Source organism: Chromohalobacter sp. (assembly GCF_039830575.1).
Taxonomy (GTDB): Bacteria; Pseudomonadota; Gammaproteobacteria; order Pseudomonadales; family Halomonadaceae; genus Chromohalobacter; species Chromohalobacter israelensis.
Window position 1 is genome coordinate 1 of record NZ_JBDOOX010000006.1, and the last position, 12,951, is coordinate 12,951.

Annotated in this window: 14 protein-coding genes and 1 rRNA gene; 9 read left to right on the forward strand and 6 right to left on the reverse strand. The window is 65.0% G+C overall.

Translation table 11 applies throughout. From position 1 onward, the window contains the following. Together rrf and fliD are read left to right on the forward strand one after the other, a co-directional pair. Positions 1–102: ribosomal RNA gene (gene rrf / locus ABGX75_RS03965) — 5S ribosomal RNA — on the forward strand; the annotation flags it as partial. Positions 103–332: 230 nt separating this feature from the next. Further along, positions 333–1,658 carry a flagellar filament capping protein FliD gene (gene fliD / locus ABGX75_RS03970; protein WP_011505814.1) on the forward strand — a complete coding sequence of 442 codons (1,326 nt, stop codon included), beginning with the start codon at positions 333–335 and terminating at the stop codon, positions 1,656–1,658. Positions 1,659–1,764: 106 nt separating this feature from the next. On the opposite strand, the gene hisC is transcribed toward fliD, so the two are convergent. Next, positions 1,765–2,820, reverse strand: coding sequence for a histidinol-phosphate transaminase (gene hisC / locus ABGX75_RS03975; protein ID WP_110061553.1), 1,056 nt, complete (start codon positions 2,818–2,820; stop codon positions 1,765–1,767). A 183-nt stretch (positions 2,821–3,003) separates the two neighbouring features. Between hisC and ABGX75_RS03980 the strand changes: the two genes are divergently transcribed. From ABGX75_RS03980 to mnmH, 5 genes are all read left to right on the forward strand, one after another. Continuing rightward, positions 3,004–4,101, forward strand: a complete 1,098-nt coding sequence (locus ABGX75_RS03980; protein WP_224113778.1) for an alkene reductase — start codon at positions 3,004–3,006, stop codon at positions 4,099–4,101. 101 nt (positions 4,102–4,202) lie between these two features. Beyond that, positions 4,203–4,661 carry a copper resistance protein NlpE N-terminal domain-containing protein gene (locus ABGX75_RS03985; RefSeq protein ID WP_011505817.1) on the forward strand — a complete coding sequence of 153 codons (459 nt, stop codon included), beginning with the start codon at positions 4,203–4,205 and terminating at the stop codon, positions 4,659–4,661. A 130-nt stretch (positions 4,662–4,791) separates the two neighbouring features. Further along, entirely contained in the window at positions 4,792–6,168 is a 1,377-nt protein-coding gene (gene radA, locus ABGX75_RS03990; RefSeq protein ID WP_347410595.1) for a DNA repair protein RadA, read from the forward strand. Between the two features lie 54 nt (positions 6,169–6,222). After that, on the forward strand, positions 6,223–7,260 hold the full coding sequence (gene selD, locus ABGX75_RS03995) for a selenide, water dikinase SelD (RefSeq protein WP_011505819.1): 1,038 nt from the start codon (positions 6,223–6,225) through the stop codon (positions 7,258–7,260). Next, positions 7,257–8,342: a tRNA 2-selenouridine(34) synthase MnmH gene (mnmH, locus tag ABGX75_RS04000; protein WP_181396285.1), complete on the forward strand. Its 1,086-nt coding sequence runs from the start codon at positions 7,257–7,259 to the stop codon at positions 8,340–8,342. The genes selD and mnmH overlap by 4 nt, the downstream gene beginning before the upstream one ends. A 9-nt stretch (positions 8,343–8,351) precedes the next feature. Here mnmH and ABGX75_RS04005 read toward each other — a convergent pair whose 3' ends face one another. Continuing rightward, on the reverse strand, positions 8,352–9,122 hold the full coding sequence (locus ABGX75_RS04005) for a type 1 glutamine amidotransferase (protein ID WP_322786291.1): 771 nt from the start codon (positions 9,120–9,122) through the stop codon (positions 8,352–8,354). On the opposite strand from ABGX75_RS04005, the gene ABGX75_RS04010 reads away from it, so the two are divergent. Both ABGX75_RS04010 and ABGX75_RS04015 read left to right on the forward strand, forming a co-directional pair. Further along, positions 9,121–9,417, forward strand: a complete 297-nt coding sequence (locus ABGX75_RS04010; RefSeq protein WP_011505822.1) for an MGMT family protein — start codon at positions 9,121–9,123, stop codon at positions 9,415–9,417. The genes ABGX75_RS04005 and ABGX75_RS04010 overlap by 2 nt on opposite strands. 23 nt (positions 9,418–9,440) lie before the next feature. Then, entirely contained in the window at positions 9,441–10,040 is a 600-nt protein-coding gene (locus tag ABGX75_RS04015) for a YjaG family protein (protein ID WP_011505823.1), read from the forward strand. A gap of 44 nt (positions 10,041–10,084) precedes the next feature. On the opposite strand, the gene hisF is transcribed toward ABGX75_RS04015, so the two are convergent. The 4 genes from hisF to hisB are packed head-to-tail and all read right to left on the reverse strand — an operon-like array spanning position 10,085 to position 12,931. Beyond that, on the reverse strand, positions 10,085–10,858 hold the full coding sequence (hisF, locus tag ABGX75_RS04020; RefSeq protein ID WP_011505824.1) for an imidazole glycerol phosphate synthase subunit HisF: 774 nt from the start codon (positions 10,856–10,858) through the stop codon (positions 10,085–10,087). A gap of 2 nt (positions 10,859–10,860) precedes the next feature. Then, on the reverse strand, positions 10,861–11,610 hold the full coding sequence (hisA, locus tag ABGX75_RS04025; protein ID WP_011505825.1) for a 1-(5-phosphoribosyl)-5-[(5-phosphoribosylamino)methylideneamino]imidazole-4-carboxamide isomerase: 750 nt from the start codon (positions 11,608–11,610) through the stop codon (positions 10,861–10,863). A 59-nt stretch (positions 11,611–11,669) separates the two neighbouring features. Next, on the reverse strand, positions 11,670–12,311 hold the full coding sequence (hisH, locus tag ABGX75_RS04030) for an imidazole glycerol phosphate synthase subunit HisH (RefSeq protein ID WP_011505826.1): 642 nt from the start codon (positions 12,309–12,311) through the stop codon (positions 11,670–11,672). A gap of 26 nt (positions 12,312–12,337) precedes the next feature. After that, positions 12,338–12,931 (reverse strand): imidazoleglycerol-phosphate dehydratase HisB, encoded by a 594-nt coding sequence (gene hisB / locus ABGX75_RS04035; RefSeq protein ID WP_011505827.1) that lies wholly within the window; start codon positions 12,929–12,931, stop codon positions 12,338–12,340. Positions 12,932–12,951: the final 20 nt, after the last annotated feature.

Genomic DNA, 12,951 nt, shown 5'->3' on the forward strand with positions numbered 1-12,951 from the left:
CGAGCGGGTCCCACCTGACCCCATGCCGAACTCAGCAGTGAAACCGCTCAGCGCCGATGGTAGTGTGGGGCCTCCCCATGCGAGAGTAGGTCATCGTCAGGCATTTATCCCGGAAACCCCCGTTGGCTCAGGCCAGCGGGGGTTTTTTCGTGGGCGAATGGCGCGGGGTGTCGGCCAAGGAAGCGAAAACTTTAGCGCTTCGAACTCAAGAGAATGATGCTTGAGATGCGTCTTTCTTCTTCCTCGGCACATGAGTGATTTGCTAGGGTGAGGCACAGACATCAGCAGACGTATGCTTGCGATGACACGCACCTGACAAGGGAAGAGGTGGTATGGCTTCCATCGCGTCACTGGGTGTTGGTTCAGGACTTGATCTCAATGGCCTGCTGGACCAGCTCCAAGAAGCCGAGCAACAGAAGCTCGTGCCCATCCGACAGCAGCAGGCCGATCAAGATGCAAAGATCTCCGCCTATGGTCAGCTGCAGGGAGCGCTGTCGAAGGTCCAGTCTTCGGCCAGCAATCTCAACGATCCTGAACTCTTCAACAGTGTGACCAGCGATGTCGAGGGCGACAGCGTAAGTGCCGCCGCGACGCCCGATGCGCCGCCTGGGCGCTATGACGTGGACGTCACACAGTTGGCCACGGCATCGAGCATTGCCACCCAGGGCGTCGATGAAGAAGCGGTGCTCAATGCGGGCGCCGAGGCGAGCCTCGATGTCACGCTGAATGACGGGACGGCGCAGAACATTACGGTCGAGGCGGATAGCACACTAAGTGATGTGCGCGATGCCATCAACGCAAGCGATTCAGGGGTCTCGGCCTCGATCGTGTTCGATGGGTCGCAGAGCCGGCTGGCAATAGCTTCCGAGTCAACGGGGGCGGAAGCCGGTATCAATAGCGTCACCTTCAATGGTCTCGATGGCTTGGCGCTGGATACCGCGACGGAAATCCAGGGACAGGATGCCAAGCTGGACGTCAACGGCATCGCCATCACGAGTGACAGCAATCAGGTCGAAGAGGCCATCCAGGGCACCACGCTGAGCCTGTCGGAAACCGGGCAGTCCACGGTCACGGTGGAACGTGACGACGGTGCCATCCGCGATGCCATCACAGGGTTCGTCGACAGCTATAACAGCATGAAATCCACGGCGGATGACTTGACCAGCTTCGATGCCGAAAGCGGCGATGCCGGAGAGTTGCTGGGCGATGGGACGACCCGCATGGCGGAAACGCAGTTGCGGAGTACCTTGGCCTCGAGCGTCGAGGGCGACGGCCTGAACACCCTGAGCGACATCGGCATTTCGATGAATGTCGACGGTGAGCTGGAAGTCGACGACGAGAAACTCGACGATGTGATGGCGAACCAGCCTGGCGAGTTGCAGGCCTTGTTCACGGGAACCGGCGACACGGTGGGCATTGCAGGACGGGCCGAGGAAGAGCTGGACACCATGCTTGGTGACAACGGGATGGTAGAGAATGCCGTGACCGGTGCCGAGGAGCAGATGGCTCGTCTCGACGAGCGTTATTCCTCGATGCAAGACAGTATCTCGAGCACGGTGGATCGTTATCGTACCCAGTTCCAGGAGCTCGATAGCATGGTGGCCGAGATGAATCAGACCAGCAGTTACCTCACCCAGCAGTTGTCTGCCCTGGGCTAGACGCTAGCCTGATGTCAGCAATGTAACCGGCCCGGCGCCCGCCTCAGTGCGGGCGCCTTGGTTTGTGCGGGATGCTCCGCCCGATAGCTGCCAAGGCCTTGTCGGCTTAGCGGCACACCGCTTCCAGTGCCTCGATGAGGCTGTCCATCTCGTCTTCCGTTCCGATACTGATACGCAGGAAGTCGCTCAGCGCTTCCTTGTCGAAATGCCGCACCAGGATGCCGCGTTCGCGCAGTTCACCGAAGATTGCGCGGCCCTCGTAAGTCTCATGGCGTACGAACAGAAAATTGCTCTGCGACGGCATCACCTCGAAACCCAGCGACTCGAGACGTTGGCGAGTACGCTCCCGCGTGGTGATGACGCGCTCGCGACAGGCCTCGAAGTAGGCTCGATCATGCAGGGCGGCGATCCCGGCATCGATGGTGATGCGGTCGATGGGAAAAGAGTTGAAGGAGTCCTTGACCCTTTCCAGCCCCTCGATCAGCTCGCGCGAGCCGATGGCATAACCCAGACGCAATCCCGCCAGGCTGCGTGACTTGGAGAACGTGCCCGTGACCAGCAGGTTCGGGAAACGTTCGACCAGAGGGACCGCGCTTTCGCCGCCGAAATCCACATAGGCTTCGTCGACCAGCACGACACTCTCGGTGTTGCGTTCGAGCAGGGCCGCGATGGCATCCCGCGAGTGGCCGTGTCCGGTCGGTGCATTGGGGTTGGCGAAGACGATGCCGCCGTTGTCGGTGTCGAAGGCCGTCAATGGCACGCGCCACTGATCGTCGAGCGCAACGCTGCGGTACGCCACGTCATAGAGCTTGCAGTAGACCGGATAAAAGCTGTACGAGATGGCGGGCATCAGCAAGGGGCGCGACTGACGAAAGAAGGCCTGGAAGGCCAGTGCCAGCACCTCGTCGGATCCATTGCCGACGAACACCTGTTCGGTCGCGACGTCGTAGGTTTCCGCCAAGGCCTCGCGCAGCGCGGTCGCGCTCGGGTCGGGGTACAGGCGCAGGTGATCGGCGGGAAACTCGCGCAGCACCTGCTCCACGCCGGGCGCCGGTGGGTAAGGGTTCTCGTTGGTGTTCAACTTGATCAGACGTTCGCGCGGTTGCTCCCCCGGCACATAGGGAGTGAGCTCACGCACGGCAGGGCTCCAGAACTTGCTCATGAGGGCTCGCACAGGCAGTGAAGAGGTAGGTCACCATGGTGACGCGACGCCCGGGCAGGCGCAAGGTGCAGCGCGTCGCATGCCGCAGTGTCATCAGCGTGTCACGCTCGGCCCCTTGATTAGTGCTCTAACGACCTCATCTAGTGCACATCACAGGGTTTCAAGCGCTTACAAGGAGGCGACATGGCCTACGATCGGCTACTTTCCCCACTTACCATGGGCAAGCTGGAGCTGCCCAACCGCGTCCTGATGGCGCCACTGACACGGGCGCGAACCCCGGACATGGTGCCCAAGGCGCTGCAGGCGACGTATTACGCGCAGCGTGCCAATGCCGGCCTGATCATCAGCGAGGCGACGAACATCTCGCCGACCGCACGCGGCTATGTGTACACCCCGGGCATTTACACCGACGAGCAGGAAGCCGGCTGGCGCGGGGTCGTGGACAGCGTACACCGTGCCGGTGGACGGATTGCCCTGCAGCTCTGGCACGTGGGCCGCATCTCGCACCACAAGATTCAGCCGGGCGGACAACCGCCGGTCGCGCCGAGCGCCTTGCGCGCCGAAGGGGCCAATTGCTTTCTTGAGTTCGAGGACGGCAGCTCGGGGCAGCATCCCACCAGCACGCCTCGTGCGCTCGAGACCGATGAAATCCCGGCTCTGATCGATGATTATCGCCAGGCGGCCAAGCGTGCCAAGCGTGCAGGTTTCGACATGGTCGAAGTGCACGCCGCCAATGCGTACCTGTTGCAACAGTTCATGGCGACCGGGTCGAACAAGCGTACCGACCGTTATGGCGGCAACCTGGTCAATCGGGCGCGCCTGGTGCTGGAAGTCGTGGATGCCGTCTGCGAGGTGATGGGGGCCGACCGTGTCGGAATCCGTATCTCGCCGTTCATCGAGATTTTCGGCCTGAGCGACGATGAATCGGAGGCGATGGCCTTCTATCTGGCCGAGCAACTGACGCGCCGCGGCATCGCCTACCTGCATGTCAATGAGCCCGACTGGACCGGTGAAGGCCCGCAACTGACCGATACCTTCCGCCGCGAGCTGCGCCAGCGCTTTCCGGGCACCTTGATCTATTGCGGACACTACACCGCCGAGCGTGCCGAGGCGCTGATTCGCAATGGTCTGGGTGACGGTGCGGCCTTCGGGCGCCCGTACATCGCCAACCCGGACCTCGTCGAACGCTTCCGCCGGGATAGCGCTCTCAACGAGCCCGATCCGGCAACCTTCTACGGTGGCGGTGCCGAAGGGTACACGGACTACCCGACATTATCCTGAGATCCAGGTGCGCAAAGGGTGTCCGAGGCTGGCGCATGACGCTATGCTGTCACCCACGGGTCGCATGAACGGCCCAGGACCCATTGGTTAGGAGGACTATCATGCAGATCAGGACGTTGCTCGCCGGTTCCGCCATGCTCGCCGTGCTCGCGGGGTGCGCCACGGGCACTACCCAGCAGGAAACGCCCGATGCCTCGGCGCAGGCGGAACAGGCCACCGTCTACAACGGGACGTTGCCTTGCCGCAGCTGCGACGGCATCGACCTCGAAGTGCAGCTGATGGGTGATGAACAGGCGCCGGCCAGTGAGCGCACTTTCGATCTCCGTGCCGAGTATCGCAACCATCCGGAGAACCCGCCGGCGGAAGAGTACGAAGGTCAGTGGGAGGTCATCGATGGTGCTGCCGAGGATCCCAACGCCACCGTCTACGAGCTGACACCGGACGGCGAGGGGCAGATCTACTACTTCCAGAAGCTCGATGCCAATACTCTGGAATTGATCGACCCGCAGCTTCGGCGCTTCCAGAATGGCGAGACGCTGCGTCTGCAACGCCAGTCGTAACGCGTTCCTCGTCTCATCGAAAGGCGGCCTCCGGGCCGCCTTTTGCGTGTCTGGCCGGCGGTCGGGCGGAGGTGCCGTGTGGTCCCGGGCGGCAATGATAGAATGCCGGTAATCAGCGAGGAGCGACGACATGGCCAAGGCGAAGAGCGCCTTCGTGTGCACCGAGTGCGGTGCCGAATACAGCAAGTGGCAGGGGCAGTGTTCGAGCTGCCGGGAATGGAACACGCTCAGTGAAGTGCGTCTGGGCAGTGCCCGGCCGCATGCGCCGGCGCCGTCCACCACCGGGCGCAGCGGTTACGCGGGCCTGGTCTCGCGCGAGGTGGTCGATCTGGGGGAGGTCGACCTGACCGAGGTGCCGCGCTTTTCTTCCACCTTCGGAGAGTTCGACCGGGTGCTGGGTGGCGGTCTCGTGCCGGGCTCGGCGGTGTTGCTGGGGGGGAACCCCGGGGCCGGCAAGTCGACCCTGTTGCTGCAGACCGCCTGCAAGCTGGCGCAGTCTCACAAGGTGTTGTATGTCACCGGCGAGGAGTCGCTCTCGCAGGTCGCCATGCGTGCGCACCGACTTCAGTTGCCGGTCCAGGGCCTCAACATGCTGGCCGAGACCAGCATCGAAACGGTGCTTGCGGTCGCCGAGCGTGAAAAGCCCGCCGTCCTGATCATCGACTCGATACAGACCATGCACCTCGAGGACATCAGCTCGGCACCCGGCGGCGTGGCGCAAGTGCGCGAGTCGTCGGCAGCGTTGACGCGTTTCGCCAAGCAGAGCAACACCGTGCTGATGCTGGTGGGACACGTGACCAAGGATGGCACGCTGGCCGGCCCCAAGGTGCTGGAGCACATGATCGATGCCTCGTTGCTGCTCGAGGGCGGCGCGGACTCGCGTTTTCGCACCCTGCGGGGGCAGAAGAACCGCTTCGGCGCGGTCAACGAGCTGGGCGTTTTCGCCATGCTCGAGCACGGCCTCAAGGAAGTGAAGAACCCCAGCGCGATCTTTTTGTCACGCGCCGAAGAACAGGCGCCCGGCAGTCTGGTGATGGTGGTCTGGGAGGGGACGCGGCCGATTCTCGTCGAGGTTCAGGCATTGCTCGACGAATCGGCCCTGGGCAACCCGCGCCGTGTGGCCGTGGGCCTCGATCAGAACCGTCTGGCCATGCTGCTGGCCGTGTTGCACAAGCATGGCGGCCTGTTCACCGGCGACCAGGACGTCTTTCTCAATGTGGTCGGTGGCGTCAAGGTGCTCGAAACCAGCGCGGACCTGGCGGTGCTGCTGGCCGTCGTCTCCAGCCTGCAGAACCGCCATCTGCCACGTGAACTGGTGGCCTTCGGCGAGGTCGGGCTCTCCGGCGAGATACGCCCCGTGCCCAGTGGTCAGGAACGCATCGTCGAGGCGGCGAAACATGGTTTCAAGCGTGCCATCGTGCCGCGTGCCAACGCCCCCAAGCAAGCGCCCGAGGGTATGGAAGTGATCGCCGTCGACAAGCTTGCCGATGCCCTGGACGCCCTGTAAACGCCGGCGTGCCGGTCATGTAGAATGAGGGAAACCCTTGCCAAGGAGTGCTGCATGAGTGCCATCCGCCTGACGCAATACAGCCACGGCGCCGGTTGTGGCTGCAAGATCGCCCCCGACGTGCTCGACAGTATCCTCGCCAAGGCAGGTCCCGGAGCCAGCGACAAGCGCCTGATCGTCGGCAATCAGGGGCGCGAGGATGCTGCCGTCTATGACCTGGGGGACGGCCGGGGACTGATTTCGACGACCGATTTCTTCATGCCCATCGTCGACGACCCCTTCGACTTCGGGCGCATCGCCGCGATCAACGCGATCAGCGACGTTTACGCCATGGGCGGCACGCCGATCATGGCGCTGGGCATCCTGGGGTGGCCGATCGACACGCTGGCCGCCGAAATCGCCGGCGATGTCGTGGGCGGTGCGCAGTCGATCTGCCGCGAGCTCGGCCTGGCCCTGGCAGGTGGGCACTCCATCGATGCCCCCGAGCCGATCTTCGGCCTGTCGGTGAACGGGCTGGTGGATCTCGAGCATCTCAAGCTCAACAGCCATGCCAAGCCCGGGGATCTGCTGTATCTCACCAAGCCGCTGGGCGTGGGCCTGCTGACCACCGCCGAGAAGCGTGGCTGGCTGGCGCCCGGCCATCAGGAGCTGGCTCGCAAGACCATGCTCAAGGCCAACCGCATCGGGATCGAGCTGGCCAAGGTGCAGGGTGTGCATGCCATGACCGATGTCACCGGCTTCGGGTTGGCGGGGCATCTCAGCGAGGTGTGCCAGGCAAGCGGCCTCAAGGCACGGATCAATTTCGCCAAGCTGCCGCGCCTCGCCGAGGCCGAGGCCTATCGTCGGCGCGGTGCGGTGCCCGGTGGAACGCATCGCAATCGCCAGGCGCTGGGAACGGCCTTGCCGGACATGGATGCTGCGCACTGGCAGTGGCTCTGCGACCCGCAGACCTCGGGAGGGCTGCTGCTCAGCGTCGATCCGGCCTGGGCGGACGATGTCGAACGCATCGGGCGTCAGCATGGCCTCGCGCTGGAAGCTTTCGGCGAAATGCGGCCTGCTGACGGTGCCAGCCTGATCGAGGTGCGCGGGTGAGCCTGCCGCACCTCGCACCGGAGATGGCCCTGCTCGAACGTCCCCTGATCGATGTGCGTGCCCCGGTGGAGTTCGCCAGGGGCGCCTTGCCCGGGGCCGTCAACCTTCCCCTGATGGACGATGCCGAGCGGCACGCCGTGGGCATCCGCTACAAGGAAGCCGGCCAGGGAGCCGCCATCGCGCTGGGCGAGCGCCTGGTCGACGGTGACCTCAAGGCGCGTCGCGTGGCGGCTTGGCGGGCCTTTGCCGAGCGTCATCCCGATGCCGTGATCTACTGTTTCCGGGGTGGCTTGCGTTCACGCATCGCGCAGCAATGGCTACAGGAGGCAGGCATCACGCTGCCTCGCATCCAGGGCGGCTGGAAGGCCATGCGCCAGTGCGTGAACGCCGAGATCGAGGCGGCGGCCGCGCGCCCTGTGCTGGTCGTCGCCGGCCTGACCGGTTGCGCCAAGACCGAGCTGGTCCAGTCCCTCGACGTCGGTATCGACCTGGAAGGTCATGCCCGGCACAAAGGATCGGCGTTCGGTCGGCATCCCCTGCAAGGCCCCTCGCAGATCGATTTCGAACATGCGCTGGGCGCGGCGCTGTCGCATGCCACGCACGGCTGCGTGGTGGAAGACGAGTCGCGCATGATCGGGCAGTTGGATATCCCCCTGTCCTTCTGGCAGACCATGGAAACGGCCCCCCGCATTCGGGTGGAGATGCCGCTGGACTGGCGCCTCGAGCAGATTCGCAAGGACTATATCGATACCCTGTGGCAGACCTATCGCGATCATTACGGGGAATGGCTGGGCTGGTCGCTCATGCGCAAGCAGCTTTCCAGTGCCCTCAAGCGCGTGCGCAAGCGCTTGGGAAGCGCGCGCTTCCAGCGCCTGCAACGCCTGCAGGCGCTGGCCTTTCGTGAGCACCAGCGTGGCAACACCCAGGCGCATGAAGCCTGGCTCGCGCCCTTGATGCTCGAATACTACGATCCCATGTATCGCTACCAGCTCGAGCAGTCACCGTATGAGGCCTTGCATGTCGGTGACTGGGAGAGCTGTCTGGCGTTCGCGCGTGACTGGTCGGCTGCGCTGCCTCGCTAGTGCTTGCTGTCACGGCGTGCGTGCATGGCGCATCCAGTCGACCATCACGCGGTCGAGCAAGGGGGCCAGACGGTCGAAGCGACGCGGATTCTCGAGTACCGCCTCGCGCGATTGCAGGTAGGTGTCGCGCGCGGTCGAGCGCGGGTCGTCGAGGGTGTCGGCGTGTGCGTAGCGTGCCTCGACGGCGTCGGCGGTCGCTTCCAGGTGGCATTGCAGGGCCAGCACCCGGCCACCGTCCCAGGCGAAGCCCTGCAGCGGGCTCGCGGCGCTGGCGCCCAGGGGCAGGGCATCCTCCGGCAGCCCGAAGATATCGCGATGCCAGAGGAACGCCTCGAATTGCTCGGGAAGGTCGAAGGGGCTGTCGTCTGCCAGCGTGATGCGTTGCCAGCCGCGTTCGGCATAGGTGCCCGGCGAGACGATGGCTCCCAGGGCTTCGGCGATCAACTGGGCGCCGACGCCGACACCGAGCAGGGGCTTGCCGCTCTTGAGCACGCGTGCGATCAGCTTGCGCTCGCGCTTGAGCCAGTCGGGCGGGGCCTCGTGCAGCCCGAAGGGCGCATCCAGTACGATCAAGGCATCGAAATTGTCGAAACCGGGCGGTGCTTCGTCGGCGTACAGATGGCAGGTATTGTGGCTGTGCCCCATGCCCGTGAGCCAATCGGCGAAACGTGCCGGGCCGAGGAAGTCCGCGTGTTGCAGAAAGTAGATATGCATGATGCGCCCATGATGGTAAAGCTTTTCGCCCCCGGCAAGCGGGGGCTGGCTCAGGAGATGTAGCATGCCGCGTGCCGAGGTGCTTGAACAGATCTATACCATCGTGGCCCAGATCCCCGAGGGGCGGGTCACCACGTATGGCCGAGTGGCGGGGATGACCGACGCCGCCACGGCGCGCATGGTGGGAAGTGCCATGCGCCACTTGCCCAGCGGCCATGGACTGCCATGGCACCGGGTGATCAATGCCAGTCGGCGGGTCACCGAGCATACCGGCGCGGTGCGCCAGCACGAGAAACTGCGCGCCGAGGGGATCGTCTTCGATGCCCGTGGCCGCGTCCCCGAAGACTTGCTCTGGCCCTGACGTGGCCATGGAGGAATGCAGATATGACATCGTCCGCCGGCGGCTTCCATGCGCGCCTGGAAGCACTGCCCAGCCGTGGCCGACTGGCCTTCATGGCGGCCTTGATCGAGCGCATGTGGCCCAACTATGCGCTGTATGCCGAGATGAGCGGCGTTGGCGATCCGAAGGTGCTGCGCAACGTGCTCGACCTGGCGTGGGAAGCGCTGGCCGTGAAGGACGCGGCGATCGATTTCGACAAGCAGGCCGAGAAGCTCGCCGCGCAGGAGCCGCCGGAAAGCGATGGCAGCTTCGGCGCGAGGCGTGCGGTGGAGGTGGTCATGGCGATGGCGGCGTTGCTCGATGCGCTGCGCGGCGAGGCGCCCGAGGCTCCACGCGACGTTAGCCGCCTGTCGCGCGATGGCGTGCATGCCTACATCGAGATGACCGATGGCGCGGAAGACGACGACGCCGAGCGTTTGGCGGCCCGTGTCCGCGAGCATCCGCTGATGGACGACGAACACGGTTTCCAGGAGGCGGTGCTGGAGTGCGTCGAAGCCCCGCTGACGCGCGACGCGCTCAAGGCGTTGCGGCGTCTGGGGCGCAACGAAGGTGTCAGCAACCTGGGGCTCAGCGCCGACGCTTGACGAGCATCGGGGCATGGAGGCCCCGTACGGATTCGGCAGCCGCGCTACAGGCGCATCTCGATGCCATGTTCGGCCATGTAGCGCTTGGCGTCGGGGATGGTGTACTCGCCGAAGTGAAAGATGCTGGCGGCAAGGACGGCATCGGCGCCGCCTTCCTTCACGCCGGCGACCAGGTGATCCAGGTCCCCGACGCCGCCGGAAGCGATCACCGGCACGCTGACGGCGTCGGCAATGGCGCGTGTCACGCCGATGTCGAAGCCGGCCTTGGTGCCGTCGCGGTCCATGCTGGTCAGCAGCAGCTCGCCCGCACCGAGGTCGACCATCTTGCGCGCCCACTCCACTGCATCCAGTCCGGTCGGGGTACGGCCGCCATGAGTGAAGATCTCCCAGCGCGGCGTCTCGCCCTCGGCACTGACCCGCTTGGCATCGATGGCCACGACGATGCACTGGCTGCCAAAGCGCTCCGCCGCTTCATGCACGAACTCGGGATGGGTGACCGCCGCGGTGTTGATCGACACCTTGTCGGCACCCGCGTTGAGCATGGTGCGGATGTCGTCGCAGGTACGAATGCCGCCGCCCACCGTCAGCGGGATGAAGACTTCGCCGGCGATGCGCTCGACCATTTCCACCGTGGTGCCGCGGTCCTCGACGCTGGCGGTAATGTCGAGGAAGGTGATCTCGTCGGCGCCTTGCTGATTGTAGCGTTTGGCGACCTCGACGGGATCGCCGGCATCGCGGATGCCGACGAAGTTGACGCCCTTGACCACGCGACCGGCATCGACATCGAGACAGGGGATGATGCGTTTGGCGAGCGCCATGATCAGCTCCTCCGGGTTGCCAGTTGGGCGTCGCACAGGCGCTGGGCCTCGGCGACGTCGAGCTTGCCTTCATAGATGGCCCGGCCGGTGATGGCGCCGAGGATACCGGCATCCGCGACCTCGAGCAGGGCTTCGATATCGCCCAGGTGGGTGACGCCACCCGAGGCGATGACCGGCAGGCCGCCTTCGCGGGCCAGCTCGGCGGTCGCGGCGATGTTGACGCCCTGCATCATGCCGTCGCGGGCGATATCCGTGTACACGATCGACGAGACGCCGTCGTCGGCGAAACGCTTGGCCAGGTCCACGGCCTTGAGCGTCGAGACCTCCGCCCAGCCATCGGTGGCGACATAGCCGTCGCGGGCATCGAGCCCGACGATCACGTGGCCCGGAAAGCGCCGGCACATCTCGCCGACGAATGCCGGCTCCTTGACGGCCTGCGTGCCGATGATCACATAGGAAACCCCCGCTTCGAGATATGCCTCGATGGTCTCGGCGGTGCGAATGCCGCCCCCGATCTGGATCGGCAGGTCGGGGTACGCGCGGGCGATGGCGGTCACCGCCTCGGCGTTCACCGGCTTGCCTTCGAAGGCGCCGTTGAGGTCCACCAGATGCAGGCGGCGGGCACCGGTCTCGACCCAGCGCGCCGCCATGGCCACCGGGTCGTCGCCGTAGGTGGTCGAGTCGTCCATACGCCCCTGCTTGAGGCGGACGCACTGGCCGTCCTTGAGATCGATGGCGGGAATCACCAGCATGACGTGTCCTCTCGGTATGCGTGTAGCGCCGCCTGGGGCGGCGTGTCCGGCGCGGGCGCTCAGGGAGCCCAGTTGACGAAATTCTCGAGCAAGCGCAGCCCGTCGTGGGCGCTCTTCTCGGGGTGGAACTGCACGGCGAAGACGGGGCCGCGCCCGGTCGCGACATGGGGCGTCAGGCCGGCGTAGTCGGTAGTGCCGAAGACATCGCCGTCCTCTTGCGCCTCGACATAGTAGCTATGCACGAAATAGAAGCGGGCGCCATCGTCGATACCCGCCCAGAGCGGGTGCGCGTGGCGCTGCGTGACACGGTTCCAGCCCATGTGCGGGACCTTCAGGCGCTGGCCGTCGATGTCATGCAGGTCTCGCCCGAAATGCCGCACGCGGCCGGGCAGGTAGCCCAGACAGGGCACGCCGCCGTTTTCCTCGCTTTCCTCCATCAGCATCTGCTGCCCGACGCAGATGCCGAGCAGCGGCTTGCCCTGGGCACGCAGGATCTCCTGCACCAGGCCCTGCAGGTCGTTGCGCTGCAGTTCGCTCATGCAGTCGCGAATCGCCCCCTGGCCCGGCAGGACCAGACGGCTGGCGCCCCGGATGCTGCGCGAGTCGTCGGTGATGACCACGTTTTCATGCGTGACGTGCTCCAGCGCCTTGGCGACGGAGTGTAGATTGCCCATGCCGTAATCGATGACAGCGATCGTCATGCTCGCTCCTTAGCGTGATGAGAGCCTCACAGGCTGCCTTTGGTGGAGGGCATCCGCCCGGCCATGCGGGGGTCGGGCTCCACTGCCATGCGCAGTGCACGGCCGAAGGCCTTGAAGATGGTTTCCGCCTGATGATGGGCGTTGAAGCCCTTGAGGTTGTCGATATGCAGCGTCACCTGGGCGTGATTGACGAACCCCTGGAAGAACTCCCAGAACAATTGCGTGTCGAAGCGGCCGATGCTGGCACGCGTGAACTCGACGTCCATGCTCAACCCGGGGCGCCCGGAGAAGTCCACCACCACGCGGGACAGGGCTTCGTCGAGCGGCACGTAGGCGTGACCGTAACGGCGGATGCCACGCTTGTCGCCGATGGCCTGGGCGACGGCCTGGCCCAGGGTGATGCCCAGATCCTCGACGGTGTGGTGGTCATCGATGTGCAGGTCGCCCTTGGCGTGGATGTCGAGATCGATCAGGCCGTGCCGGGCGACCTGGTCGAGCATGTGATCGAGGAACGCCACGCCGGTCTCGCATTGGAAATGACCCTGACCGTCGAGGTTGACGTGCACCTGGATCTGGGTTTCGTGGGTGTCGCGGGACACGGTGGCGACGCGCTCGGCCATGGGGATCTCCAGCACTTCGA

Bases quoted from the DNA above. Each gene is read 5' to 3' on its own strand.
- fliD (WP_011505814.1), top strand. From the start codon at position 333: ATGGCTTCCATCGCGTCACTGGGTGTTGGTTCAGGACTTGATCTCAAT.
- hisC (WP_110061553.1), bottom strand. From the start codon at position 2,820: ATGAGCAAGTTCTGGAGCCCTGCCGTGCGTGAGCTCACTCCCTATGTG.
- ABGX75_RS03980 (WP_224113778.1), top strand. From the start codon at position 3,004: ATGGCCTACGATCGGCTACTTTCCCCACTTACCATGGGCAAGCTGGAG.
- ABGX75_RS03985 (WP_011505817.1), top strand. From the start codon at position 4,203: ATGCAGATCAGGACGTTGCTCGCCGGTTCCGCCATGCTCGCCGTGCTC.
- radA (WP_347410595.1), top strand. From the start codon at position 4,792: ATGGCCAAGGCGAAGAGCGCCTTCGTGTGCACCGAGTGCGGTGCCGAA.
- selD (WP_011505819.1), top strand. From the start codon at position 6,223: ATGAGTGCCATCCGCCTGACGCAATACAGCCACGGCGCCGGTTGTGGC.
- ABGX75_RS04010 (WP_011505822.1), top strand. From the start codon at position 9,121: ATGCCGCGTGCCGAGGTGCTTGAACAGATCTATACCATCGTGGCCCAG.
- ABGX75_RS04005 (WP_322786291.1), bottom strand. From the start codon at position 9,122: ATGCTACATCTCCTGAGCCAGCCCCCGCTTGCCGGGGGCGAAAAGCTT.
- ABGX75_RS04015 (WP_011505823.1), top strand. From the start codon at position 9,441: ATGACATCGTCCGCCGGCGGCTTCCATGCGCGCCTGGAAGCACTGCCC.
- hisF (WP_011505824.1), bottom strand. From the start codon at position 10,858: ATGGCGCTCGCCAAACGCATCATCCCCTGTCTCGATGTCGATGCCGGT.
- hisA (WP_011505825.1), bottom strand. From the start codon at position 11,610: ATGCTGGTGATTCCCGCCATCGATCTCAAGGACGGCCAGTGCGTCCGC.
- hisH (WP_011505826.1), bottom strand. From the start codon at position 12,311: ATGACGATCGCTGTCATCGATTACGGCATGGGCAATCTACACTCCGTC.
- hisB (WP_011505827.1), bottom strand. From the start codon at position 12,931: ATGGCCGAGCGCGTCGCCACCGTGTCCCGCGACACCCACGAAACCCAG.